Origin of the sequence: Haemophilus sp. Marseille-P9675 (genome assembly GCF_916862695.1) — a bacterium.
In the GTDB taxonomy this organism is placed as follows: domain Bacteria; phylum Pseudomonadota; class Gammaproteobacteria; order Enterobacterales; family Pasteurellaceae; genus Haemophilus; species Haemophilus haemolyticus_K.
Genome location: NZ_CAKASP010000002.1, coordinates 250,638 through 274,081, shown reverse-complemented (window position 1 = coordinate 274,081; position 23,444 = coordinate 250,638). Strand labels below are relative to the sequence as shown.

Annotated in this window: 26 protein-coding genes and 1 riboswitch; of the genes, 16 read left to right on the top strand and 10 right to left on the bottom strand. The window is 37.5% G+C overall.

Annotation, left to right across the window (positions count from 1 at the left end; translation table 11 throughout):
* Nucleotides 1-47 precede the first annotated feature (47 nt).
* The 4 genes from rluC to cmoA form a co-directional block, all read right to left on the bottom strand.
* Nucleotides 48-1,016: a 23S rRNA pseudouridine(955/2504/2580) synthase RluC gene (gene rluC, locus LIX50_RS04985; protein ID WP_048952873.1), complete on the bottom strand. Its 969-nt coding sequence runs from the start codon at nucleotides 1,014-1,016 to the stop codon at nucleotides 48-50.
* Between the two features lie 49 nt (nucleotides 1,017-1,065).
* Entirely contained in the window at nucleotides 1,066-1,734 is a 669-nt protein-coding gene (gene rnt / locus LIX50_RS04980) for a ribonuclease T (protein WP_048952837.1), read from the bottom strand.
* Nucleotides 1,735-1,807: 73 nt separating this feature from the next.
* A complete protein-coding gene (gene gloA, locus LIX50_RS04975) occupies nucleotides 1,808-2,215 on the bottom strand; it encodes a lactoylglutathione lyase (RefSeq protein WP_005628548.1) in 408 nt (135 codons plus the stop codon).
* Nucleotides 2,216-2,289: 74 nt separating this feature from the next.
* On the bottom strand, nucleotides 2,290-3,015 hold the full coding sequence (cmoA, locus tag LIX50_RS04970; RefSeq protein WP_048952838.1) for a carboxy-S-adenosyl-L-methionine synthase CmoA: 726 nt from the start codon (nucleotides 3,013-3,015) through the stop codon (nucleotides 2,290-2,292).
* Between the two features lie 192 nt (nucleotides 3,016-3,207).
* Here cmoA and aspS point away from each other — a divergent pair, with 192 nt between their 5' ends.
* The 8 genes from aspS to ruvB all read left to right on the top strand — a co-directional run bounded on the left by aspS (nucleotide 3,208) and on the right by ruvB (nucleotide 10,578).
* Nucleotides 3,208-4,974 carry an aspartate--tRNA ligase gene (gene aspS, locus LIX50_RS04965; protein WP_048952839.1) on the top strand — a complete coding sequence of 589 codons (1,767 nt, stop codon included), beginning with the start codon at nucleotides 3,208-3,210 and terminating at the stop codon, nucleotides 4,972-4,974.
* A gap of 263 nt (nucleotides 4,975-5,237) precedes the next feature.
* Nucleotides 5,238-6,506 (top strand): NRAMP family divalent metal transporter, encoded by a 1,269-nt coding sequence (locus LIX50_RS04960; RefSeq protein ID WP_048952840.1) that lies wholly within the window; start codon nucleotides 5,238-5,240, stop codon nucleotides 6,504-6,506.
* 99 nt (nucleotides 6,507-6,605) lie between these two features.
* The gene (gene nudB, locus LIX50_RS04955) at nucleotides 6,606-7,058 is read left to right on the top strand and encodes a dihydroneopterin triphosphate diphosphatase (RefSeq protein ID WP_048952841.1); all 453 of its coding nucleotides are present in this window, start codon (nucleotides 6,606-6,608) and stop codon (nucleotides 7,056-7,058) included.
* A 12-nt stretch (nucleotides 7,059-7,070) separates the two neighbouring features.
* Entirely contained in the window at nucleotides 7,071-7,811 is a 741-nt protein-coding gene (locus LIX50_RS04950) for a YebC/PmpR family DNA-binding transcriptional regulator (RefSeq protein WP_048952842.1), read from the top strand.
* Between the two features lie 16 nt (nucleotides 7,812-7,827).
* Nucleotides 7,828-8,262: a hypothetical protein gene (locus tag LIX50_RS04945; protein ID WP_048952843.1), complete on the top strand. Its 435-nt coding sequence runs from the start codon at nucleotides 7,828-7,830 to the stop codon at nucleotides 8,260-8,262.
* Nucleotides 8,263-8,313: 51 nt separating this feature from the next.
* Nucleotides 8,314-8,886, top strand: a complete 573-nt coding sequence (gene ruvC, locus LIX50_RS04940) for a crossover junction endodeoxyribonuclease RuvC (protein WP_005628536.1) — start codon at nucleotides 8,314-8,316, stop codon at nucleotides 8,884-8,886.
* Nucleotides 8,887-8,948: 62 nt separating this feature from the next.
* On the top strand, nucleotides 8,949-9,563 hold the full coding sequence (gene ruvA / locus LIX50_RS04935) for a Holliday junction branch migration protein RuvA (protein ID WP_048952844.1): 615 nt from the start codon (nucleotides 8,949-8,951) through the stop codon (nucleotides 9,561-9,563).
* 7 nt (nucleotides 9,564-9,570) lie between these two features.
* On the top strand, nucleotides 9,571-10,578 hold the full coding sequence (ruvB, locus tag LIX50_RS04930; protein ID WP_048952845.1) for a Holliday junction branch migration DNA helicase RuvB: 1,008 nt from the start codon (nucleotides 9,571-9,573) through the stop codon (nucleotides 10,576-10,578).
* Nucleotides 10,579-10,585: 7 nt separating this feature from the next.
* On the opposite strand, the gene LIX50_RS04925 is transcribed toward ruvB, so the two are convergent.
* The 6 genes from LIX50_RS04925 to LIX50_RS04900 form a co-directional block, all read right to left on the bottom strand.
* Nucleotides 10,586-11,020 (bottom strand): SoxR reducing system RseC family protein, encoded by a 435-nt coding sequence (locus tag LIX50_RS04925; protein WP_048952846.1) that lies wholly within the window; start codon nucleotides 11,018-11,020, stop codon nucleotides 10,586-10,588.
* Nucleotides 11,014-11,787: a class I SAM-dependent methyltransferase gene (locus tag LIX50_RS04920; RefSeq protein WP_048952847.1), complete on the bottom strand. Its 774-nt coding sequence runs from the start codon at nucleotides 11,785-11,787 to the stop codon at nucleotides 11,014-11,016. Before LIX50_RS04920 ends, LIX50_RS04925 begins: the two co-directional genes overlap by 7 nt.
* Complete coding sequence (trmA, locus tag LIX50_RS04915) at nucleotides 11,769-12,860, bottom strand: tRNA (uridine(54)-C5)-methyltransferase TrmA (RefSeq protein ID WP_048952848.1); 1,092 nt, start codon at nucleotides 12,858-12,860, stop codon at nucleotides 11,769-11,771. Before trmA ends, LIX50_RS04920 begins: the two co-directional genes overlap by 19 nt.
* Nucleotides 12,861-13,003: 143 nt before the next feature.
* Nucleotides 13,004-13,339: a DUF413 domain-containing protein gene (locus tag LIX50_RS04910; protein ID WP_005626449.1), complete on the bottom strand. Its 336-nt coding sequence runs from the start codon at nucleotides 13,337-13,339 to the stop codon at nucleotides 13,004-13,006.
* A gap of 61 nt (nucleotides 13,340-13,400) precedes the next feature.
* Nucleotides 13,401-14,018, bottom strand: a complete 618-nt coding sequence (dsbA, locus tag LIX50_RS04905) for a thiol:disulfide interchange protein DsbA (RefSeq protein WP_048952849.1) — start codon at nucleotides 14,016-14,018, stop codon at nucleotides 13,401-13,403.
* Between the two features lie 12 nt (nucleotides 14,019-14,030).
* Entirely contained in the window at nucleotides 14,031-14,297 is a 267-nt protein-coding gene (locus LIX50_RS04900; RefSeq protein WP_005631120.1) for a YihD family protein, read from the bottom strand.
* Nucleotides 14,298-14,361: 64 nt separating this feature from the next.
* Here LIX50_RS04900 and mobA point away from each other — a divergent pair, with 64 nt between their 5' ends.
* The 8 genes from mobA to uvrD all read left to right on the top strand — a co-directional run bounded on the left by mobA (nucleotide 14,362) and on the right by uvrD (nucleotide 23,429).
* A complete protein-coding gene (gene mobA, locus LIX50_RS04895) occupies nucleotides 14,362-14,958 on the top strand; it encodes a molybdenum cofactor guanylyltransferase MobA (protein ID WP_048952850.1) in 597 nt (198 codons plus the stop codon).
* Between the two features lie 2 nt (nucleotides 14,959-14,960).
* Nucleotides 14,961-16,760: an ATP-binding protein gene (locus LIX50_RS04890; protein ID WP_048952851.1), complete on the top strand. Its 1,800-nt coding sequence runs from the start codon at nucleotides 14,961-14,963 to the stop codon at nucleotides 16,758-16,760.
* Nucleotides 16,761-16,912: 152 nt separating this feature from the next.
* Entirely contained in the window at nucleotides 16,913-18,352 is a 1,440-nt protein-coding gene (locus LIX50_RS04885) for an alanine/glycine:cation symporter family protein (protein ID WP_048952852.1), read from the top strand.
* Nucleotides 18,353-18,427: 75 nt separating this feature from the next.
* Nucleotides 18,428-18,472: riboswitch (PreQ1 riboswitch) on the top strand.
* A gap of 1 nt (nucleotide 18,473) precedes the next feature.
* Entirely contained in the window at nucleotides 18,474-19,157 is a 684-nt protein-coding gene (gene queC / locus LIX50_RS04880; RefSeq protein ID WP_140449933.1) for a 7-cyano-7-deazaguanine synthase QueC, read from the top strand.
* Nucleotides 19,150-19,575: a 6-carboxytetrahydropterin synthase QueD gene (queD, locus tag LIX50_RS04875; protein WP_048952854.1), complete on the top strand. Its 426-nt coding sequence runs from the start codon at nucleotides 19,150-19,152 to the stop codon at nucleotides 19,573-19,575. The genes queC and queD overlap by 8 nt, the downstream gene beginning before the upstream one ends.
* Nucleotides 19,576-20,211 (top strand): 7-carboxy-7-deazaguanine synthase QueE, encoded by a 636-nt coding sequence (locus tag LIX50_RS04870; RefSeq protein ID WP_048952855.1) that lies wholly within the window; start codon nucleotides 19,576-19,578, stop codon nucleotides 20,209-20,211.
* Between the two features lie 175 nt (nucleotides 20,212-20,386).
* Complete coding sequence (locus LIX50_RS04865; protein ID WP_048952856.1) at nucleotides 20,387-21,142, top strand: Nif3-like dinuclear metal center hexameric protein; 756 nt, start codon at nucleotides 20,387-20,389, stop codon at nucleotides 21,140-21,142.
* A 106-nt stretch (nucleotides 21,143-21,248) separates the two neighbouring features.
* Nucleotides 21,249-23,429 carry a DNA helicase II gene (gene uvrD / locus LIX50_RS04860; RefSeq protein ID WP_048952857.1) on the top strand — a complete coding sequence of 727 codons (2,181 nt, stop codon included), beginning with the start codon at nucleotides 21,249-21,251 and terminating at the stop codon, nucleotides 23,427-23,429.
* Nucleotides 23,430-23,444: the final 15 nt, after the last annotated feature.

Below are 23,444 nucleotides of genomic sequence, written 5' to 3'. Positions count from 1 at the left end.
AACGAGTTGTCTCCGTACGCAAGTGTAGCAATAAACACAAATGTTGTCTATTTGCTTTCCCGTAACTTTTGCAAAATTGCTTTCATTTTATGATCTAGTGGCGCATTGAAACGTAGGGTTTCGCCATTTTTAGGGTGCTCAAACCGAATTGAAAAGGCATGCAAGAATAAACGGTTCAATCCCAACTCGCTCATTTGTTTATCAAAATCTTTATCACCGTATTTATCATCTAATGCAATTGGGTGTCCAGCATATTGTGTATGTACGCGAATTTGATGTGTACGCCCTGTTACTGGTGAGGCCTTCACGAGCGTAGCATTTGTATAGCGTTCTTCAATGCTAAATCGGGTTTCAGATGGTTTGCCTTGCTCGCTGACACGCACAATACGCTCTCCGCTAGATAATTCATTTTTCAAAAGCGGTGCTTGAACAACTTTTACATGGGATTGCCATTGTCCACGTACTAACGCTAAATAATCTTTTTGAACGGTTTTGACGCGAAGTTGTTCATGCAAATTACGTAATGCTGAACGTTTTTTAGCAATTAATAAAATGCCTGATGTGTCCCGATCCAAACGATGAACTAGTTCTAAAAAGCGCGCTTCTGGACGCAATGCTCGCAAGGCTTCAATCACACCAAAATTTAAACCACTCCCACCATGCACAGCGATTCCTGAAGGTTTATTTAAAACAATCAAACAATCATCTTCAAATAAAATTTGGTTTTCAAGTGCGGCGACTTTATTGAGATTTTTTGAAATCGAAGTATCGTTTTTTTCAGCCACACGCACTGGCGGAACTCGAACGATATCACCTGTTTGAAGTTTATATTCTGGCTTAATCCGGCCTTTATTTACCCGCACTTCACCTTTCCGCACAATACGATAAATTAAACTTTTAGGCACACCTTTGAGTTTTGCTAATAAATAATTATCGATACGTTGGCCACTTTCATCTTCACTAATTGTCAGCATTTTTACTGATGAATTAATGATTCTTTCATTTTGTTCAGTCATATTTTTCTCTTTTGGCAGACTAAGCGGAGTTTGTTCCTTGAATTTATTCTTATTTGTCATTTACTTCACTGTCTGGAATGATATGGGGATAACCACCTAAATCTTTTAAATGATTGACCATATAGCAGAATAATTCCGCTGTACGTTCGGTGTCGTATAGCGCGGAGTGCGCCTGCTTCCCATCAAATGGAATTTTAGCGGCAAGACAGGCTTTAACGAGAACAGTCTGACCAAACATCAAGCCTGCTAAACTTGCGGTGTCAAACATTCCAAAAGGATGGAAGGGATTACGCTTTACGCCAGTACGTTCAGCGGCAGCCATCACAAAACTTTGATCAAAAGCAGCATTGTGCGCCACAATGATAGAACGTTGACAATCTGCATCTTTTTGTCCTCGACGTACCATTTGAAATAATCCCGTGATTGCATCGAGTTCAGATACTGCGCCACGTAATGGATTGTGAATATCAATGCCATTAAATTTCAAGGATTCTGGATTAATATTTGCTCCTTCAAAAGGCTCGATATGAAAATGGCATTTCTGATCAGGATGCAAATAACCATGTTCATCCATTTTTAATGTGATGGCGGCTAGTTCGAGTAACGCATCTTTTTTTGCATCAAAACCTGCAGTTTCAACATCAATAATGACGGGGAAATAGCCACGAAAGCGATTTTTTAATTGGTTGTGATAAGGGATTTCTTGAGAATCGGACATAATCTATCTCTTAAAAATAAAATAACGTAGGAATCCCTACGTTATTAAAAATACAATAAAAATTGACCGCACTTTAGTTGCCTAAACCAGATTTAGTACTTTTGTTTTCGATAAATTCAATTTTATAACCATCTGGATCTTCAACAAAAGCAATGACGGTTGAGCCACCTTTAACTGGCCCCGCTTCGCGAGTGACGTTACCACCGCTTGCGCGAACGGCTTCACAAGTCGCATAAATATCATCCACGCCGATAGCGATATGTCCATATGCTGTGCCGTGTTCATATTTATCTACGCCCCAGTTGTATGTTAATTCAATTTCTGCCGCACTTTCGCCATCTTCGTAACCTAAAAAAGCCAGCGTATATTTGTATTCTGGGTTTTCACTGGTGCGTAATAAGCGCATACCTAAAACATCTTGATAAAATTTGATTGAACGATCTAAATCGCCGACGCGTAACATAGTGTGTAAAATTCGCATTGGTTTAATCCTTTTTTGATAAAAGTGCGCGCATTATGCCATAAAAAAGTTGAATTAAATAAATTTGTTATGAATTATTTAACCGCAATCATTGAGCCAAAATTAAAGCATTGAAACCAAAGTTCTACTTGTGAAAATCCTACGTTTTTTAACCGCACTTTGTGTGTCTCGATAGAATCTGTACGCATCACATTTTCAAGTGCGGTGCGTTTCTGACTCACTTCAAGTTCGCTATAACCATTAGCACGTTTGAATTGGTGGTGGAGATCAATCAGTAGCTCATTTACCTTTTCATCTTCAAAACGGAATTTTTCAGATAGTACCAATACACCATTTGGATTTAAACCTTCATAGATTTTTGTAAGCAATGCGATGCGATCTTCAGGCGGTAAAAATTGCAAGGTGAAGTTGAGAATGACCATTGAGGCATTTTTAATCTCAATGTGGCGAATATCGTCACAGAGAATTTCTACAGGTACCTCACTATGATATGCCGCAATATGTTGGCGACAACGTTCAACCATAGGTTGAGAATTATCGATGCCAATAATTTTTACGTTTGGTTGATGAATATTTCGACGTGCCGAAAGTGTGGCGGCACCTCGCGAGCAACCAAGATCATAAACGTTACTCTCAGCTGTAACGAAACGTTCTGCCAGCATACCGATTGCAGTGATAATGTTGGAATAGCCCGGTACGGAGCGTTGAATCATGTCTGGAAAGACTTCAGCAACGTTTTCATCAAAGGTAAAATCGCCGAGTTTTTCAATAGGCGCGGAAAAAATAGTATCTTTCATGATTTACATTGTGTGCGGGATGTGTTTTTTAACTTTCCACACCCTACGGATTAGAAAATATTTAAAAAGTGCGGTCATTTTAAGGAAAGTTTTCAAAGGGTCAAATAAATTTCCGTTTAAGATTCAAAAGACGTGCCTTTTTCCGTATAATTCTGCGGTATTTTTCCATTTTTATAGAGAGTTAAGGAATTGAATATGATGCGTACACATTATTGCGGAGCATTAAACCGTAACAATATCGGACAAGACGTAACATTAAGCGGTTGGGTTCACCGCCGTCGTGATTTAGGTGGCTTAATTTTTATTGATATGCGCGATCGTGATGGCATTGTGCAGGTTTGTTTTGATCCGAAATATCAAGATGCATTGACAGCGGCTGCGGGTTTACGTAACGAATTCTGTATCCAAATTAAAGGTGAAGTGATTGCGCGTCCTGAAAACCAAATCAATAAAAATATGGCAACAGGTGAAGTGGAAGTGTTAGCGAAAGAATTACGTGTTTACAATGCTTCTGATGTGTTGCCTCTCGACTTTAACCAAAACAATACTGAAGAGCAACGTTTAAAATATCGTTATTTAGATTTACGTCGCCCTGAAATGGCTCAACGTTTGAAAACCCGTGCAAAAATCACCAGCTTTGTGCGTCGTTTTATGGATGACAATGGTTTCCTTGATATTGAAACCCCAATGCTTACCAAAGCCACGCCAGAAGGTGCGCGTGACTATTTAGTGCCAAGCCGTGTGCATAAAGGCAAATTCTATGCGTTGCCGCAATCACCACAGCTTTTCAAACAGCTTTTAATGATGTCTGGTTTTGATCGTTATTATCAAATTGTGAAATGTTTCCGTGATGAAGATTTACGTGCGGATCGTCAGCCTGAATTTACTCAAATCGATGTGGAAACCTCTTTCTTAACTGCGCCAGAAGTTCGCGAAATTATGGAACGTATGGTTCACGGCTTATGGCTTGATACCATTGGTGTAGATTTAGGTAAATTCCCGGTGATGACTTGGCAAGAAGCGATGCGTCGTTTTGGTTCTGATAAGCCGGATTTACGTAACCCATTAGAAATGGTGGATGTAGCTGATATCGTAAAAGACGTTGATTTTAAAGTATTTAATGAGCCAGCAAACAATCCAAATGGCCGTGTGGCAGTCATTCGTGTACCAAATGGTGCAGAAATTACTCGTAAACAAATTGATGAATATACACAATTTGTTGGTATTTACGGTGCGAAAGGTTTGGCTTGGGCGAAAGTAAATGACATTAATGCTGGACTTGAAGGCGTACAAAGCCCGATTGCGAAATTCTTAAATGAAGAGGTATGGAAAGCGTTAGCTGAACGCGTGAAAGCTCAAACTGGTGATATCTTATTCTTCGGTGCAGATAAATGGCAAACCACCACTGATGCAATGGGGGCGTTACGTTTGAAATTAGGTCGTGACCTTGGCTTAACTCGTTTAGATGAATGGCAACCGCTTTGGGTAATTGATTTCCCAATGTTTGAACGTGATGAAGAGGGTAATCTCGCAGCAATGCACCACCCATTCACTTCACCAAAAGATTTTACGCCAGAACAATTAGAAGCGAATCCAACTAATGCGGTAGCAAATGCTTACGACATGGTAATTAATGGCTACGAAGTAGGTGGTGGTTCTGTTCGTATTTTCGATCCGAAAATGCAACAAACCGTATTCCGCATTCTTGGTATCAATGAACAAGAACAACGTGAAAAATTTGGCTTCTTGTTAGATGCATTAAAATTCGGTACACCGCCACATGCAGGTTTAGCATTTGGTTTAGACCGTTTAACTATGCTTTTAACCGGCACTGAAAATATTCGTGATGTCATCGCGTTCCCGAAAACGACGGCAGCGGCGTGCTTAATGACCGAAGCGCCAAGTTTTGCGAATCCACAGGCATTAGCTGAGTTGAGTATTCAGGTTGTAAAAGCTGAGTAAATTTGAAATTTGAATAATAAAGTGCGGTCAATTTTGACCGCATTTTTGTGAAAAAATTTTATTCACTTAAATATATTACTTTTCTGGTATGAATGTGCTTTAATGTTATTTATTTTAAAATAATATTCTGAAAAATATCCATAATTAGATTTTCGTTCTTTTATTGGTCCTTTTTGTTGGGTTTTGCCTACTTTACCCAAGAATAAAATTCTATTATAAATAAGACCTTTTCGGTTTATGGTCAATTTATAAGAGAAAGTTTTATGAGTGAAGTTTCAACTCCAGTAGAAAAATCAACGTGGGCGAGTAAATTCTCTGCCTTAGGCCCTGGAATCGTGATGGCATCAGCAGCTGTTGGCGGTTCACATATTATTGCATCTACCCAAGCGGGGGCGATCTATGGTTGGGAATTAGTGAGCATTGTTATTCTTGCTAACTTATTTAAATATCCTTTCTTCCGTTTCGGTGTTCAATATACCCTAGATACCGGTAATACCTTGTTAGAAGGTTACCGTCAAAAAGGGAAATTCTACCTTTGGCTATTCCTTGCTTTAAACGTTTTTGCCACAGTAATTAATACTGCTGCAGTGGGATTATTAACGGCAGCAATTTTAACCTTCATTACGCCAATTCCTCTACCAATGCCAGTATTAAGCTCATTAGTGATTCTTGTAACAACCGGTATTTTATTATTGGGTAAATACCGTTTATTAGATAGTTTATCGAAAATCATCATGATTGCTTTAACGGTAACAACCGTAAGCGCCGTTGTGATTGCCCTTATGCGTAACGGCATCCATGGTGTAGCCGCACCTGATTTTGTCGCGCCTTCTCCATGGGAATTAAGCAAATTAGCATTTTTAGTTGCTTTAATGGGCTGGATGCCTGCGCCAATTGAAATCTCTGCAATTAATTCCATGTGGGTGGTGGCAAAACGTCGTTTAACCAAAGTGTCTTATCAAGATGGTTTATTTGACTTCAACGTGGGTTACATCGGTACCGCCATTTTAGCCGTTGTTTTCTTAGCCCTTGGCGCATTGGTACAATATGGTTCTCCTGAAACCGTAGAGATGGTGGGTGGAAAATATATTGCGCAACTTATCAATATGTATGCAAGTACTATCGGTGAATGGGCACGTTTATTAATTGCAGTAATCGCGTTCATGTGTATGTTTGGTACAACAATCACGGTAATTGATGGTTATTCGCGTACCAATGTTGAATCTTTACGTATTTTATTCGGTAAACAAGAAAGCTCAGTGAGAATTCTTAATATCGGTATGATTTTGGCCGCATTGTCTGGTTTAGCGATTATTTTCTACTTTAATAATGCCGTTGGGCCGATGTTGAAATTCGCAATGATTGCTTCATTTGTTTCAGCCCCAATTTTTGCTTGGTTAAATTTATCTCTGACTAAGCATGCGAAACACAGTGTAAAAGGCGGATTGTTATGGTTATCTCTTATTGGTTTATTCTACTTAACCGCCTTTGCAGGATTATTTATTGTCCAACAAGTTGGCTGGTTAAACTAAATAATTGAGATCATTACCGCCCTTTAGTTTTAAAGTGCGGTAATTTTTTTGAAAGTTTTTAATAGAAAAGGTATGATGCGCCCATTCTCAATCATGTAAATGATAAGTTTGAAATATAAAAATAATCAATCGGTTCTTGTGGTAATTTATGCAGAAAGCACGAATCGTGTTCTTATGCTTCAACGTCAAGATGATTCCACTTTTTGGCAATCTGTCACAGGTACATTGGAAGCGAATGAAACACCAAGAGCAACGGCGATTCGAGAAGTTTGGGAAGAGGTCGGATTAAAAATAGAAGAAAATTCCAGCGCACTTTTTGATTGCAAAGAGAGCATAGAATTTGAAATTTTTCCACATTTCCGATATAAATACGCACCGAATGTGACTCAATGTCATGAACATTGGTTTTTATTGGCAGTTGAGCAGGAATTTGAACCGATATTAAGTGAGCATTTGGCGTATCAATGGGTTTCACCTGAACAAGCGATCCAAATGACGAAATCTTCTAATAATGCGGAAGCAATTAGAAAATATATTCTTAAAGTTAAATAGAAGGAAAACAACATGGCAGGCCATAGTAAGTGGGCTAATATTAAACACCGCAAAGCAGCACAAGATGCACAACGCGGTAAAATTTTTACTAAATTAATTCGTGAACTTGTTACTGCAGCTAAAATTGGTGGTGGCGATGTGAGTGCTAATCCGCGTTTACGTGCAGCAGTTGATAAAGCGCTTAGCAATAATATGACGCGTGATACTATCAACCGCGCTATTGATCGTGGTGTAGGTGGTGGCGATGACACTAATATGGAAACCAAAATTTATGAAGGTTATGGTCCAGGTGGAACTGCTGTGATGGTTGAGTGTCTAAGCGACAACGCAAACCGAACGATCTCACAAGTTCGCCCAAGTTTCACTAAATGTGGTGGTAATTTAGGGACTGAGGGATCGGTTGGTTATTTGTTTAGTAAAAAAGGTTTAATTCTAATTACTGAAGCAGACGAAGATGCGTTAACTGAGGCAGCAATTGAAGCAGGTGCTGATGATATTCAACCCCAAGATGATGGTTCATTTGAAATCTACACTGCTTGGGAAGATTTAGGTTCGGTGCGTGATGGTATTGAAGCAGCTGGCTTTAAAGTTCAAGAAGCTGAAGTGACAATGATTCCATCAACTACCGTCGATCTTGATCTTGAAACTGCGCCTAAATTATTGCGTTTAATTGATATGTTAGAAGACTGTGATGATGTACAAAACGTATATCATAACGGTGAAATTAGTGATGAAATTGCAGCTCAACTGTAATTTTAAGGAGATAATAATGAAATTAGTAAAAGTATTGCCTGTAATGGCTGCGTTTGTTGTATTATCCGCTTGTGCAAGTGAAACAGCAAAAATGGAATCAAAACCAGCCCAAGCTGCAATGCCAACCGTAACAGATAAAACAGTTGTTTATTCTTGTAATAAAAAAACGGTTACGGCAGTTTATCAATTTGAGAATCAGGAAGCCACAGCTGCGATGGTAATGGTTGGTAACAAAGTTATCGCGAAAGATTTTTCTCGTGATACAGCGCAAAAAGATTTTACTTCATTTACTTCAGGTAAATATGTTTGGAACGTAGATAGTGGTTTAACGTTAAATAAATTTGATTCTGTAGTGCCTGTAAATCTTTTAGAAAAAGGTGAAAAATCAGATAAAATTCTAGTAAAGAATTGCGATGTTAATGTAAAAGCTACAGCAAAAGCAAACAGATAATAAAAAATAAAACGGCTAGTGTTAATAGATTAGCCGTTTATTTTTATTCTTATGAGTATTATTTTAGGTATTGACCCAGGCTCTCGCGTAACTGGTTACGGTGTGATTCGTCAAACAGGAAGACATTTGGAATATCTCGGCAGTGGCGCAATCCGTACTCAAGTTGAAGATTTACCAACCCGTTTGAAACGCATTTATGCTGGAGTAACTGAAATCATTACGCAATTTCAACCTGATATGTTTGCAATTGAGCAAGTGTTTATGGCGAAGAATGCAGATTCAGCTTTAAAACTCGGGCAGGCACGTGGTACGGCGATTGTTGCTGCAGTAAATCATGATTTACCTGTTTTTGAATATGCCGCACGTTTAGTAAAACAAACGGTTGTGGGCATTGGTTCCGCAGATAAAGTGCAAGTGCAAGAAATGGTGACTCGTATTTTGAAGTTGTCAGATAAACCTCAAGCCGATGCAGCGGATGCGTTGGCCATCGCGATTACACATGCGCATTCTATTCAACATTCTTTGCATATTGCCAATTCTGTGAAAATGACAGAAACGCAAGAAAAAATGACCGCACTTTTAAAGACCAGATATAGCCGAGGACGCTTTAGATTAAAAATTTAACTGGATGTTCGTCCAGTTTTATTTTATTCTATGCGCTAAGTTTTTTATCATTCGGAAGAATTATGATCGGTCGCTTACAAGGCATTCTTTTAGAAAAACAACCTCCAGAAATTTTACTTAATGTGCAAGGCGTAGGCTATGAATTGCTTTTGCCTATGACGAGTTTCTATGATTTACCAGAAATTGGTCAAGAAACTACTTTGTTCACCCATCTTGTTGTTCGTGAAGATGCTCACTTACTCTTTGGATTTGCCCAAAAAACAGACCGCACTTTATTTCGTGAATTAATTAAAACAAATGGGGTAGGCCCTAAATTAGCCCTAGCGATTTTATCCGCCATGTCGGTCGAACAATTTGCTTATGCAATTGAGAGAGAAGAACTTTCTAAACTCACTAAAATTCCAGGAGTTGGTAAAAAAACAGCTGAACGTTTGTTAGTTGAGCTCAAAGGTAAATTTAAAGGCGTAAAACAAAGCGATTTCTTTGTAGAAAGTACTCATATTCCGTCAGCGCCATCTATTGAATTGCGTACAGAAAATTCATCTGATGAAGCTATTTCAGCCTTGATTGCTTTAGGTTATAAACCTGCAGAAGCAGAAAAAATGGTGAAACGAGTTGCTAAGCCAGAATTAACCAGTGAACAAGTTATCCGCGAAGCTTTAAAAGCCGCACTGTAGGTGAGACATGATTGAAGCAGATAGAATTATTAGCGGACAAGCTAAGCTTGATGAAGATGTTATCGATCGCGCTATTCGTCCGAAATTATTAGCAGATTATGTTGGGCAGCCGCAAGTACGCGAGCAAATGGATATTTTCATCAAGGCAGCCAAATTACGTCAAGATGCCTTAGATCATTTATTGATTTTTGGCCCTCCAGGTTTGGGAAAAACAACGCTTGCTAATATTGTGGCAAATGAAATGGGCGTGAATATTCGTACGACATCAGGGCCTGTATTGGAAAAAGCGGGGGATTTAGCCGCAATGCTAACTAATCTTGAACCGCATGATGTGTTATTTATTGATGAAATTCATCGACTTTCCCCAGCTATTGAAGAAGTCCTTTATCCAGCAATGGAAGATTATCAATTGGATATTATGATTGGTGAGGGTCCTGCTGCTCGTTCTATTAAATTAGATTTGCCACCTTTTACTTTGGTTGGCGCGACGACTAGAGCGGGCTCTTTGACTTCACCATTGCGTGATCGTTTTGGGATTGTGCAACGTTTGGAATTCTATTCTGTAGAAGATTTAACATCTATTGTTGCAAGAAGTGCGGGATGTTTGAATCTTGAATTAGAACAGCAAGCTGCTTTTGAGGTGGCTCGTCGTTCACGAGGCACGCCTCGAATTGCAAACCGTTTATTACGACGCGTGCGTGATTATGCAGATGTGCGTAATGGTGGCATTATTTCTGTAGATGTGGCAAAACAAGCGCTTTCAATGTTGGATGTAGACGATGCCGGATTTGATTATTTAGATAGAAAATTATTGTCTGCAGTTATTGAGCGTTTTGACGGCGGGCCAGTGGGGCTGGATAATCTTGCTGCTGCAATCGGTGAAGAGCGCGATACTATTGAGGATGTTTTAGAGCCTTATTTGATTCAGCAAGGTTTTTTACAACGTACCCCACGTGGGCGAATTGCTACATCACAGACTTATCGACATTTTGGTTTGCAGAAGTTAACAGATTAAATATTATTTATGAGAGAACGCGTAATAAAGTTGGATGAAACTCCGTTTTTTGTGCTAAATTTCTACTATATATTTTCACAACGATAAATGAAATAGCGGTAGAAAAAAATATTAATATTGTACGAAGAATTTCATTGTGGCTAATATAATCAGAAATTAATGTGCTTAATACCAGTGTTAAAAGTGGCACAATATACATTAACAAGGCAGAAAGTAGCATTGATTTTTCTTCTAATCCTATTTCGACAATTTGACCTTCGCGTAATGGCATTAATGTTTCCACATTAAAAATATGCTCGCCACGTTTTCCGTTTAATTCGGAAAGGCTTGATGTTCCACAACTGTTTTTAGCGGCGCATTGGCCACAGGCACTTTGGGATTGGCATTTCACTTTTGCAATGCCATTTTCATAGCTAATAACAACGGCACTTTCTCTTAGCATTGGGATGCTCCCATATAAATATCAAAGCGATGATTTTTCGTTTCACGACTAAAGTGCGGTTGTTTTCCACCAAGAAATTCTGCGTAGTCAGGACGCTTCACGACCACACGTTTTTTAGCTAATTGTAGTGCAGGTAACAGCAATTCATCGGCATCTAAATCAGCTCCGACTAAATGCTGGAATACACGCATTTCTTTTTTTACTAGCGCAGATTTTTGTTTATGCGGATACATTGGATCGAGATAAACCACATCGGCATAATCAATATCAGGATCAAGTTCATTAATATGGTGAAGATTCAGTAAGCGCAAATTTTGTTGCAACATCTCGCCGATTTCCTCATCTTGATAAGCACGATTTAAACCATCTTGTAGAAGTAAAAAAACGACAGGATGACGTTCCACTAGCCGAACTTGGCAGCCAATTGAGGCTAGCACAAAGGCATCACGCCCTAAACCTGCTGTTGCATCAATAACGGTTAGCAATTCCGAACCTTTAATCCCCACCGCTTTTGCTACGGCTTCTCCACGTCCACCACCAAATTTACGACGATGAGCCATTGTGCCACCTACAAAATCAACATAAACTGCTCCGAGTTTAGGTTCGTCTAGTTTACGAAGTTCTAAACGTTCATCGGTTTGAACAAGCGCAAGTGGGCTTTGTTCATCATGAATAATGTTATGTTCAGCACAAAGTGCGGTCAATTCTGCTAATGTTTTTTCTGGAGATTCAGAAATTAGTTGAATACCTACTTGCGAATGAGCCATACGCCGCTTTCCATGTGGTCAGTGTAAGGGAATTGGTCAAATAACGCCACTTTTTCAATGCAGTGCGTTTTTGAAAGTTCAACAAGATTATCGCACAGCGTATGTGGATTGCAGGAAATATACAAAATGCGATCGTAATTTTGTACAAGTTTCACTGTATCAGGATCAAGCCCAGCGCGAGGTGGATCAACAAAAATGGTATTGCATTCGTAAGCTTTCAAATTAATCCCTTTCAAGCGGTTAAAGGCTCGAACCCCATTCATAGCCTGCGTAAATTCTTCTGCCGACATACGGATAATTTGTAAATTATCGACTTTATTTTCAGCAATATTAAATTGTGCGGCGGCTACGGAAGGTTTGGCGATTTCTGTTGCTAAGACCTTACGGAAATTTTGTGCAAGCGCGATAGAAAAATTACCGTTTCCGCAGTAAAGTTCTAATAAATCACCTTCGCTATTTTGGGTACACTCAATTGCCCATTCAATCATTTTGCAGTTTACCGTTGCATTTGGCTGGGTAAAACTATTCTCAACTTGGCGATAGACACAATTTCTGCCATTCACAGGTAAAACTTCATCCACATAATCTTGCTCAAAACAGATTTTTTGTTTACTTGCACGCCCGATTATTTGCACATCAAAACCTTGCTTTTCGAGTAAATCTTTCAGATTTTTAGCCGCATTTTCCCATTCTTCAGTGAGTGTTTTATGATAAAGCAAGCTCACAATAATCTTATTACTCAAGGTGCTAAGGTAATCAATTTGGAATAATTTTTTGTGTAACACCTCTTGTTGTTTTAACAAAGGTAATAAGGTTTGCATCATTCGATTAATCAGAGTGCTGGCGATTGGAAACTCATCCACGCGATAACGCTGTAGCGTCGCTTGATCAAACATAATATGGTAAAAATCATCTTGCTCATGCCAAATACGAAACTCCGCACGCATACGATAATGGCTTGTTGGAGAGTCAAAAACTTGAATATCCGGCGCATTAAAAGGGCGCAAAAGTGCGGTTAATTTTTCAAGTTTTTTTTGTAGCAGCTCGTTATATTGAGAAATCGGTAATTGCATAGAAATTAGTATTTATAGGGTGTATGAAGACGAATCGTTCATACAAAGATAGGAGAATAAAGTTATCAGCCGTGAATTATGCGAGATTTCACAAGCTATTCAAAAACAAAAGGCAGACTTCCGCCTGCCTTATTTAACGTATCTTATTCGCCGGAATAATCTTCACCGCCAGAGGCAGCTTCACTCACATCACCAGATAAGGTGTAAACACGTTTTTTAGTGTTAATACGAGTACGATATTTATTCCAAGTTTTTTCAAAGAAAGTCTCCGCTGCGCGCTCACCACGGCAAAAAGCGACGAAATCTTTTTCTTCTTTAGTCGCTGGCTCACGTTCCCCTAAGTCTAATGCTTTGAACGCTTGGCCATATTGCTCAAGCACCTGTGATTCTTTGATTGTGTAATCACCGTGACGGGAAAAACCACGTGGGTAGTTTTTGTCGTCAAAGAAACGACGCGTTACGCTAAAACTTGCAGCCATAATATTCTCTCTTCTTTCATTAATATTTACAAAATAGGGCAGGCATTAAACCAATTTTTCGTTATTTTTGCAATAAACCTTTTACGGTTTGCACATAATCTTTCACGAAATCATCGTAATTTAAACCTTCAGGGTTTACGCGGAATTTACCATTGACATAAAAATCAGGTACGCCATGCACTTTAAATTGTTCTGCTGCATTTACTTGTTTATTAACTAAACCATTTACTGCAAAACTATTAATGCCACCATTAAATTGCTCGGCAGTTACACCATTTGATAAGAAAATAGCTCGAATATCATCCATTGATTTCAAGGCATCCTTTTGAGCCGCTTCAAATAATGGTGCCTTTACTTTGCTTTCAGCACCTAATGCCATTGCTAACGCCCAAGCACGCGTTAAGTTTTCAGACTGGCGACCTAAGAAATTCACATGATATTGTTTAAATTTCACGTCTTTTGGTAAAGCATCTGCGACTTGTTGTGGAATTTTGTATTCCATTTCAAAGGCGTAGCAATGCGGGCAGTAGAATGAGAAAAACTCAATAACTTCTTTTTGCTGTGAAGCCTGTTGACTCACTTGAACATATTGTTTGCCTTCTTGTAAATCTGCAGCAAAACTATTTACAGACATAAGCGCGCTGATACCTAAACCTAACGCAAGTAATACTTTTTTCATTTGCTTTCCTTCTTATTTAATGATACCGCGAGCACGAAGCAATGCAGTTTTAAAATCTTCTTCGTAATCTTTTTTGAGACCAGGAATTGGCTCATGTTTATCTGTACCATCCATTTTTAACTGATAAATAATCACCTCATCAGTTAATTCATTTAATGGCTTTTGGAAACCTGATTCATTGGCAATTTTTTGCAAAATTTCCATTAAGCTCAAGTCTGGGTCTTTAGACCAATAAGGCTGTAAAAGTTCCAAAACTTCATTTAAACGCTTACATTTCATTGCTATTTCCTTTTTAATCGTAAAAAATAGGCAAATGATACTTGAAATAACGATAGATTAAAATATGACAATTACAATAAGCGCGGTAATTTTGGCTGGTGGCAAAGCTCGGAGAATGGGCGGACAAGATAAAGGATTACAGATTTTAGGTAAACAATCTTTAATTCAACATGTTATTCATCGCTTGCAACCACAAATTCATGATATTTCGATTAATGCTAACCAAAATCAAACAGAATATGCAAAATTTGGCTTTCCTGTTTTTTCCGATGAACTGCCCGATTTTCAAGGGCCATTAAGTGGCATGCTAACAGCCTTAGAAAAGTCAAAAAGTGACTTCATCCTTTTTACACCTTGTGATACGCCTTTTTTCCCTACGAATTTTTTAGATAAACTCAAAAGTGCGGTTAAAAATGACCGCACTTTAATTGCGTATGCTTGCGATAAGGAACGTGAACATCCCGTTTTTTGTTTGATGTCCGTTCAGCTAAAAGAAAAATTGCGACACTACTTAGCATCGGGTGAACGACGTCTTTTACAGTTTATGAACGAAAATGGTGGGATTTCAGTGAAATTTACGAAAGAAGAAGGCAACTTTGAAAATTTTAATACTCTAGATGATTTAAATTCTTATAGTTCGGATGATTTTAAAGAGGGCTAATAATGAAAAATATAAAGCATTTTGCACAGCGTTACGTTGATTGGGTCATTCGTTTAGGACGAATTCGTTTTTCTTTATTAGGCGTGACGATTTTGGCTATTTTTGCACTATGTACCCAAATTTTATTTAGTTTTTTTATTGTGCATACTATCTCTTGGGGCGATATTATTCGATCAGTTACATTTGGATTGCTCACTGCACCTTTTGTGATTTATTTTTTTACGTTGCTTGTTGAAAGATTGGAACGTTCACGTTTAGAGCTATCTTGTTCTGTTAATCGATTAGAAAAGGAAGTGAATGAGCGAATCATTGCTCAGCAAAAACTTTCCGATGCGCTAGAAAAATTAGAAAAACATAATAGAGATAAAAGCACTTTACTTGCTACTATTAGTCATGAGTTGCGTACACCATTAAATGGTATTGTGGGTTTAAGCCAAATTTTACTTGATGATAAATTAGATGATAAACAACGCAATTATTTGAAAACGATCAATATAAGTGCGGTAAGCTTAGGGTATATTTTTAGTGATATTATTGATTTAGAGAAAATTGATGCAAGCCGGATAGAGTTAAATCTACAACCAACAGATTTTCCTGCATTATTGAATGATATTTATAATTTCGCTAGCTTTTTAGCAAAGCAAAAACATCTTACCTTTCATTTGATTACAGAGCCGGGTTTACCTAATTATTTAACCTTAGATCGTGTTCGTTTAAGCCAAATTTTATGGAATTTAATTAGTAATGCAGTGAAATTTACTGATCATGGGGAAATTACATTAAAAGTAAGTCGGGAGAAAGATTATTATTATTTTAATGTGATTGATACAGGAATGGGGATTGCACCAAAAGAGCAGTCTCGTATTTTTAAACTTTATTACCAAGTAAAAGAGAGTCGTCAGCAAAGTGCGGGCAGTGGTATTGGGTTAGCAATATCTAAAAATCTTGCTAGATTAATGCGGGGGGATTTGAGAGTTGAAAGTGAATTAGGAAAGGGATCAACATTCTATTTATCTATTCAGGCGGAAGAAACGCAAATTAACACAATTAATCATCAAGTTATTCCTCATTTACATATTCTTTTAGTTGAAGATGTTGAACTCAATGTTATTGTTGCAAAAACAATTTTAGAGAAGTTAGGGCATCGGGTAGATGTGGCGATAAATGGTCAGCAAGCTATCGCACTATTTGAAAAAAACTCCTATGATTTACTATTGCTTGATATTAAATTGCCAGATATGACGGGATTTGATATTGCGCAATATTTACGAAAAAATTATGAAGAAGGGATTTATGATTTTTTACCACCGATGATCGCATTCACGGCTAATGTGATGCATAGTGAGAAAGACTATCTTGAAATGGGGATGGATGGTGTATTGCGTAAACCTATTTTAATTAAAGACTTACAGCATTGTCTGCAATACTTTTTCTCAGATGAATCTCATCCTATTTTAAAAATACAAGAAAATGATAATACAGAAGTATTTGATTTGGATCTCATTGAAACTTTAGGTAAAGCACAAGTTTTGGCTAATTTAGATATTTTTAAACAAGTAATGCCCACCTATTTGTCTAAACTATCAGTTAATAATTTAAAAGAAACGGAATCCTTTGCTCATAAAATTAAAGGAGCTGCAGCATCGGTAGGACTCATTCAATTACATAAGTTGGCTGAAGATTTAGAAAAGGCAGCTCAGGTTTCTAATAAGATTATTATTGAGAAATGGATTGAATTAATGAATAAGAACTGGAAAGATGAGGTGGATAGTTTAATTCAATTTTTAAATTATAAACGTTAACTTCAATTTTGATTTTTGAAAATATCTAAAATATTTCTTATTTATTAGATTTTTTCTTTGTTATTGCTGTTTTTTTTGTTGAGTCGCTTAAAAATTATCGAAATTATACCTTGAATTCATATAATTAGATTTTTACTTTTTGAGGGTGTTTTATGGAGTTTGAATTTTCTAAAATTTTGGAACAAGCATTAAGTTGGATTGTTTCACACATTGATGCTCCTTTATGGGATATCACTATTATTATTTTATTAGGTACAGGATTGTTTTTTACTATAACAACTGGATTTGTACAGTTTCGCCTTTTCCCAGCAAGTATTCGAGAAATGTGGTTTGGTAGAGCAACCGAGGGGAATTCTCTTACACCATTTCAAGCCTTTGCTACAGGATTAGCTAGCCGTGTAGGAGTAGGCAATATTGGTGGGGTAGCAACGGCTATTGCATTGGGTGGAGAAGGTGCAGTATTCTGGATGTGGGTGACTGCATTTATTGGTATGTCAAGTGCTTTTGCTGAATCAACCTTGGCACAATTATTTAAAGTTCAAGATAAAGATGGCTCATTTCGCGGTGGCCCCGCATACTACATTATTCAAGGATTACAATCACGTTGCATGGCAGTTTCATTTGCTGTGGCATTAATTTTTACCTTTGGTTTCGCATTTAATTCTGTTCAGGCTAATTCTATTGTTGAAGCAACTCAAAATGCTTGGAATTGGCAAGGTGAATACGTTGGTCTTGCATTAGTGATTTTAACTGCGCTTATTATTTTTGGTGGAATTAAGCGTATTGCAGTAATTTCAAGTAGCTTAGTCCCAATGATGGCACTTTTTTATCTTATTATGGCAGTGATCATTTTGGGAATGCATACAGAAATGATTCCCAGTGTTTTAAGTAATATTATTAAAAGTGCATTTAATTTTGATGCTGCAGCAGGAGGCATGTTTGGAGCATTAGTGTCAAAAGCTATGATGATGGGGATTAAACGTGGGTTATTTTCGAACGAAGCAGGAATGGGATCGGCACCAAATGCTGCAGCCGCAGCCCATGTAAAACACCCAGTTAGTCAAGGATTAGTTCAAATGCTGGGAGTGTTTGTTGATACCATGATTGTTTGTACTTGTACGGCAATTATTATTTTGCTTTCCAATAATTATGGTAATGAAACACTTAAAAGTATTTCTCTTACGCAAACGGCATTACAATATCATGTCGGTGAATTTGGCGTGCATTTTCTTGCTTTTATTTTATTGTTATTTGCTTATTCTTCCATTATTGGGAACTATGCCTATGCGGAGAGTAATATTCGTTTTATTAAGAATAAACCTTGGTTTATTTTTTTATTCCGATTAATGGTACTCTTTTTTGTTTATTTTGGTGCAGTACGATCAGGAAATGTTGTTTGGAGTTTTGCGGATACTGTGATGGCGGTGATGGCTATTATTAATTTAGTGGCTATTTTAATGCTTTCTCCTATTGTATGGAAATTAATGAAAGACTATCAACGTCAACTTAGATCTGGAAAAACACCTGAATTTAATATCAGTAATTATCCAGAGTTAAGTAAGAGAGTATTAGATTACCGTATTTGGAAGTAAATATTTAAATGGCTACTCAATTAGGTAGCCATTTTTATTGTAAAAGATCTTATTTAGCACTAGAATGCTCGTCCTCAATTCGTAGTTCGCAAACCTCCTACATAAAAAAACTAGGTAAAATATGAATATTTCCAATCCAAATTATAATCGTAAAGCGATTGTTATCTTTTCTGGTGGGCAAGACTCCACCACCTGTTTGTTTCAAGCTATTGCTGAATATGGCAAAGAAAATGTTGAAACTATGACATTTCAGTATGGACAACGTCATTCAATTGAATTAGAAAAAGCAAAATGGATTGCACAAGATTTAGGCGTGAAACAAACATTTATTGATACTTCTATTATTAAAGCCATCACTCACAATGCTTTAATGGATGAGAACGTACATATTGAACAAAAAGATAATAAATTACCCAATACTTTTGTTGATGGCCGTAATGCATTGTTTTTGCTTTATGCTGCAATTTATGCCAAAGGACAGGGTATTCAAGATATTATTACCGGTGTTTGTGAAACGGATTTTAGTGGTTATCCCGATTGTCGAGACGTGTTTATAAAGTCTATGAATGTCACATTAAATCTTGCAATGGATTATCAATTTAACATCAAAACGCCATTAATGTATCTCACCAAAGCACAGACTTGGCAACTTGCTGATGAGTTAGGAGTGTTAGACTATGTGCGTAACTATACTCATACTTGTTATGAAGGTGTAGATGGAGGATGTAGTCAATGCCCAAGTTGTATTTTACGCGATAAAGGTCTGAAGGAATATTTGGCTCAGAAAGGTGGAAAAAATGTTTAAAATTTCCAAAGAATTTAGCTTTGATATGGCACATTTATTAGATGGGCATGACGGGAAATGTCAAAATTTACATGGGCACACATATAAATTACAAGTTGAAATTTCGGGTGATTTATATGAGTCTGGTGCAAAAAAAGCAATGGTCATTGATTTTTCAGATCTAAAGTCTATTGTGAAAAAAACTATTTTAGATCCGATGGATCATGCATTCATTTATGATCAAACCAGTGAGCGAGAAAGCCAAATTGCCGCGCTATTGCAAAAGTTAAACTCAAAAACGTTTGGTGTTCCTTTTAGAACGACGGCAGAAGAAATGGCTCGTTTTATTTTTAATCGTTTAAAACATGATGAACAACTGGCTATATCAGCCATTCGTTTATGGGAAACCCCAACTTCGTTTTGTGAGTATCAGGAGTAAGTGTCGGTGGAAAAATATCATAATTTTGAACCGCACTTTAATATAGTTGAGATTTTTGAAAGTCTACAAGGAGAAGGGTTCAATACGGGAATGCCAAGTATTTTTGTACGATTTGGTAAATGTAATCTGGACTGTCCTTGGTGTGATACACCTTATAATGATTTTAAACGCTGGTCTGTATCACAGATTTTGGAAAAAGTGCGGTCCTTTCCATCAAAGAATATTATCATCACTGGTGGTGAGCCAACAATTGTGCCAAAAATTGAATATTTACTTGAGCAATTTAAAGCAGATGGCTATTTTCTTGCAATTGAAACTAATGGTCTAAAGACAGTTCCTGCTCAAATAGATTATATTGCGACGAGTCCTAAGAGCCTTTATGCGCATAAGTATGAAAAGCGCTGTATTCCATTTGCAAATGAAGTACGTATTGTCATGGATGGTAATATATCATCATTTTGTGAATTGATTGAGAAAAAAATAAAAGCAGAGAATTACTATCTTTCACCTTGTGAAATTGCGGGGGAAATGAATTTACTTGAGACTATCACTTTACTTGGTCAGTTGAATCAACGCCCAAATAAACCTAAATGGCAGCTAAGTTTACAAACACATAAATTGATTGGTATTGAGTAATAGAAAGAAATATTATTTTTTTATTGATCGATATATAATTTAGTATATAATGATTCCTGTTTTAGGATAGTAATCATAATCAAACCTGGCTAGCACACTTCCCCCACTCCTTTGTGCTAGCCATTTTTTTTGGAATTTTGTACCATATCTTATCTTTTTCCTATTTATATTAATTATGAATAACATTGAACTTGAGCAACTTCTTAACCTAAAACTTAATTCTGAAAAAATCACTGACTATGCGCCAAATGGTTTGCAAGTAGAAGGCAAAGTAAATGTTCATAAAATCATTACAGGAGTTACAGCAAGTCAAGCATTGATTAATTATGCCATTGAGCAAGATGCTGATGCTATTATTGTTCATCATGGCTATTTTTGGAAAAGTGAAAATCCTTGTATTCGAGGAATGAAAGGTAAACGAATAAAAAGTTTGCTTGTGAATGATATAAATTTATATAGCTATCATTTACCATTAGATATTCATTCTGAATTAGGAAATAACGCCCAGTTAGCAGAATTACTTGGTATTGAACAGTTACACCCACTAGAAAAGTCGCCGATGAGCATTCCTGTTTGGGGGGAATTGCGATCCCCTATGACGGGAGAAGAATTTGCAGAGAAAATAGAAAAAGTTTTGAATAGAAAGCCATTAATTTGTATTGAAAATGGTCCGTGCCTGATTCGAAAAGTAGGAATTTGTACAGGAGGAGGACAAGGTTATATTGATCTTGCTGCTGCGCAAGGCTGTGATGCATTTGTTACAGGTGAGGTATCTGAGCAAACTATTCATTCTGCACGTGAACAGGGCATTCATTTTTTTGCTGCTGGTCATCACGCAACAGAACGCTATGGTATAAAAATATTAGGAGAATGGCTTTCTAAAGCATATGGTTTTGATGTTGAGTTTAAGGATATAGATAATCCTGCTTAATATTATTCGAAAATGTTTTACCCTACTTTTGATATACCTACAAATCTTATTGTTTCAAAAGAGAAATAGGATTATAATAACTGTAAATTTGAACAGTTTAATTGTTATGGATATTTCTGAATTACTTGACGGACTTAACGATAAACAACGCGAAGCCGTAGCTGCTCCTCTTGGTAATCACTTAGTGCTAGCAGGTGCAGGCTCTGGCAAAACGCGTGTATTGACACACCGTATCGCTTGGTTAATTGCGGTAGAAAATATTTCTGAAGGCAGCATTATGGCAGTAACGTTTACCAATAAAGCAGCAGCAGAAATGCGTCATCGTATTCAAGCTACCCTTGCTAAACACGCACAACATCAATTATTTGGTATGTGGATTGGCACCTTTCACAGCATTGCCCATCGTTTATTGCGAGCTCATCATTTAGATGTAGGATTGCCACAAGATTTCCAAATTTTGGATTCAGAAGATCAACTTCGTTTAATTAAACGGTTATTAAAATTACATAATTTTGATGAGAAAGCTTTTCCGCCGAAACAGGCTTGTTGGTACATCAATAACAAAAAAGATGAAGGCTTGCGACCAAACGACATTGAATATTTTAATGATCGTCAAGAGCGTGAATGGATTAAAATTTATAAGATCTATCAAGACACTTGCGATCGTGCAGGATTGGTCGATTTTGCTGAATTATTAATTCGGGCCTATGAATTATTTGAGAAAAAACCATTAATTCTGCAACGTTATCAACAACGTTTTCAGCATATTTTGGTGGATGAATTTCAAGACACCAATAAAATTCAATATAAGTGGATTAAAATTCTTGCTGGAGAAACGGGCAAAGTCATGATAGTAGGCGATGACGATCAATCTATATACGGTTGGCGTGGCGCACAAATCGAAAATATTCAAAAATTCTTGAAAGATTTCAAAGCCGAAACAATCCGCCTTGAACAAAACTATCGTTCTACCGCCAATATCCTAAACAGCGCAAATGAATTAATTGCAAACAATACTGATCGTCTTGGTAAAAATTTATGGACAGAGGGTGAAAAAGGCGATCCTGTGGGCATCTATGCCGCCTTTAATGAATTGGACGAAGCAAAATTTGTTGCCTCACAAATTCAGGATTGGGTAGAACATGGCGGAAAACTTGATGATTGCGCTGTACTTTATCGTAGTAATAGCCAATCACGTGTTATTGAAGAAGCCTTAATTCGTTGTCAAATTCCATATCGTATTTATGGCGGTATGCGTTTCTTCGAACGTCAAGAAATTAAAGATGCTTTAGCCTATCTTCGTTTGATTAATAATCGTCAAGATGATGCAGCTTTTGAGCGTGTAATTAATACGCCAACGCGTGGCATTGGCGACCGCACTTTAGATATATTGCGCAACTTAACCCGCGAACGCCAAATTACCTTATGGCAAGCAGTACAAGTCGCAACACAAGAAAATATGTTGGCTGGGCGAGCCTCAACAGCATTATTGCGTTTCCAGGAATTAATTAATTCACTACAACGTGATACCGCAGAAATGCCGCTTTTCGCACAAACCGATTTCGTGATTAAACATTCAGGTTTATATGAAATGTATAAACAAGAAAAAGGTGAAAAAGGCGAAGTGCGGATTGAAAACTTGGAAGAATTAGTCACGGCAACCCGTGAATTCATCAAACCTGATGATACAGAAGATATGACGGAACTCACTGCCTTTTTAACTCACGCCTCTTTAGAAGCGGGTGAAGAACAAGCCTCGCCACATCAATCTTGTGTAGAAATGATGACGTTGCACTCTGCGAAAGGTCTAGAATTTCCTCGTGTATTTATGGTTGGCGTAGAAGAAGGTTTATTCCCAAGTTTCCGTTCTTTTGAAGAACCGGGACGTTTAGAAGAAGAACGTCGTTTAGCTTATGTCGGCATTACTCGCGCGAAGAAAAAACTAACAATCTCTTATGCGGAAAGCCGTCGGTTATATGCAAAAGAAGAACGCCATTTACCATCACGGTTTATCGCCGAATTACCGAGAGAATGTATCCAAGAAATTCGTTTACGAGGAACTGTCACGCGCGCAATGAATCTAGCAAAAGTCGGTTCATTGTCCAATACCAGTGCGGTCGAAAATGAATGGAAAATGGGTCAAAAAGTCAAACATGAAAAATTCGGTTTTGGCACAGTCATTAACGTCGAAGGATCAGATAACAATACTCGCCTCCAAATTGCCTTCCAAGCGCAAGGCATTAAATGGCTCATTGCACATTTGGCAAAACTGGAAAAAGTGCGGTAGAATCCAGGAGAGTTT

Coding starts and splice junctions, on each gene's coding strand:
- rluC (WP_048952873.1), bottom strand. CDS start 1,016: ATGACTGAACAAAATGAAAGAATCATTAATTCATCAGTAAAAATGCTG.
- rnt (WP_048952837.1), bottom strand. CDS start 1,734: ATGTCCGATTCTCAAGAAATCCCTTATCACAACCAATTAAAAAATCGC.
- gloA (WP_005628548.1), bottom strand. CDS start 2,215: ATGCGAATTTTACACACTATGTTACGCGTCGGCGATTTAGATCGTTCA.
- aspS (WP_048952839.1), top strand. CDS start 3,208: ATGATGCGTACACATTATTGCGGAGCATTAAACCGTAACAATATCGGA.
- LIX50_RS04960 (WP_048952840.1), top strand. CDS start 5,238: ATGAGTGAAGTTTCAACTCCAGTAGAAAAATCAACGTGGGCGAGTAAA.
- nudB (WP_048952841.1), top strand. CDS start 6,606: ATGATAAGTTTGAAATATAAAAATAATCAATCGGTTCTTGTGGTAATT.
- LIX50_RS04950 (WP_048952842.1), top strand. CDS start 7,071: ATGGCAGGCCATAGTAAGTGGGCTAATATTAAACACCGCAAAGCAGCA.
- LIX50_RS04945 (WP_048952843.1), top strand. CDS start 7,828: ATGAAATTAGTAAAAGTATTGCCTGTAATGGCTGCGTTTGTTGTATTA.
- ruvC (WP_005628536.1), top strand. CDS start 8,314: ATGAGTATTATTTTAGGTATTGACCCAGGCTCTCGCGTAACTGGTTAC.
- ruvA (WP_048952844.1), top strand. CDS start 8,949: ATGATCGGTCGCTTACAAGGCATTCTTTTAGAAAAACAACCTCCAGAA.
- ruvB (WP_048952845.1), top strand. CDS start 9,571: ATGATTGAAGCAGATAGAATTATTAGCGGACAAGCTAAGCTTGATGAA.
- LIX50_RS04925 (WP_048952846.1), bottom strand. CDS start 11,020: ATGCTAAGAGAAAGTGCCGTTGTTATTAGCTATGAAAATGGCATTGCA.
- LIX50_RS04920 (WP_048952847.1), bottom strand. CDS start 11,787: ATGGCTCATTCGCAAGTAGGTATTCAACTAATTTCTGAATCTCCAGAA.
- trmA (WP_048952848.1), bottom strand. CDS start 12,860: ATGCAATTACCGATTTCTCAATATAACGAGCTGCTACAAAAAAAACTT.
- LIX50_RS04910 (WP_005626449.1), bottom strand. CDS start 13,339: ATGGCTGCAAGTTTTAGCGTAACGCGTCGTTTCTTTGACGACAAAAAC.
- dsbA (WP_048952849.1), bottom strand. CDS start 14,018: ATGAAAAAAGTATTACTTGCGTTAGGTTTAGGTATCAGCGCGCTTATG.
- LIX50_RS04900 (WP_005631120.1), bottom strand. CDS start 14,297: ATGAAATGTAAGCGTTTAAATGAAGTTTTGGAACTTTTACAGCCTTAT.
- mobA (WP_048952850.1), top strand. CDS start 14,362: ATGACAATTACAATAAGCGCGGTAATTTTGGCTGGTGGCAAAGCTCGG.
- LIX50_RS04890 (WP_048952851.1), top strand. CDS start 14,961: ATGAAAAATATAAAGCATTTTGCACAGCGTTACGTTGATTGGGTCATT.
- LIX50_RS04885 (WP_048952852.1), top strand. CDS start 16,913: ATGGAGTTTGAATTTTCTAAAATTTTGGAACAAGCATTAAGTTGGATT.
- queC (WP_140449933.1), top strand. CDS start 18,474: ATGAATATTTCCAATCCAAATTATAATCGTAAAGCGATTGTTATCTTT.
- queD (WP_048952854.1), top strand. CDS start 19,150: ATGTTTAAAATTTCCAAAGAATTTAGCTTTGATATGGCACATTTATTA.
- LIX50_RS04865 (WP_048952856.1), top strand. CDS start 20,387: ATGAATAACATTGAACTTGAGCAACTTCTTAACCTAAAACTTAATTCT.
- uvrD (WP_048952857.1), top strand. CDS start 21,249: ATGGATATTTCTGAATTACTTGACGGACTTAACGATAAACAACGCGAA.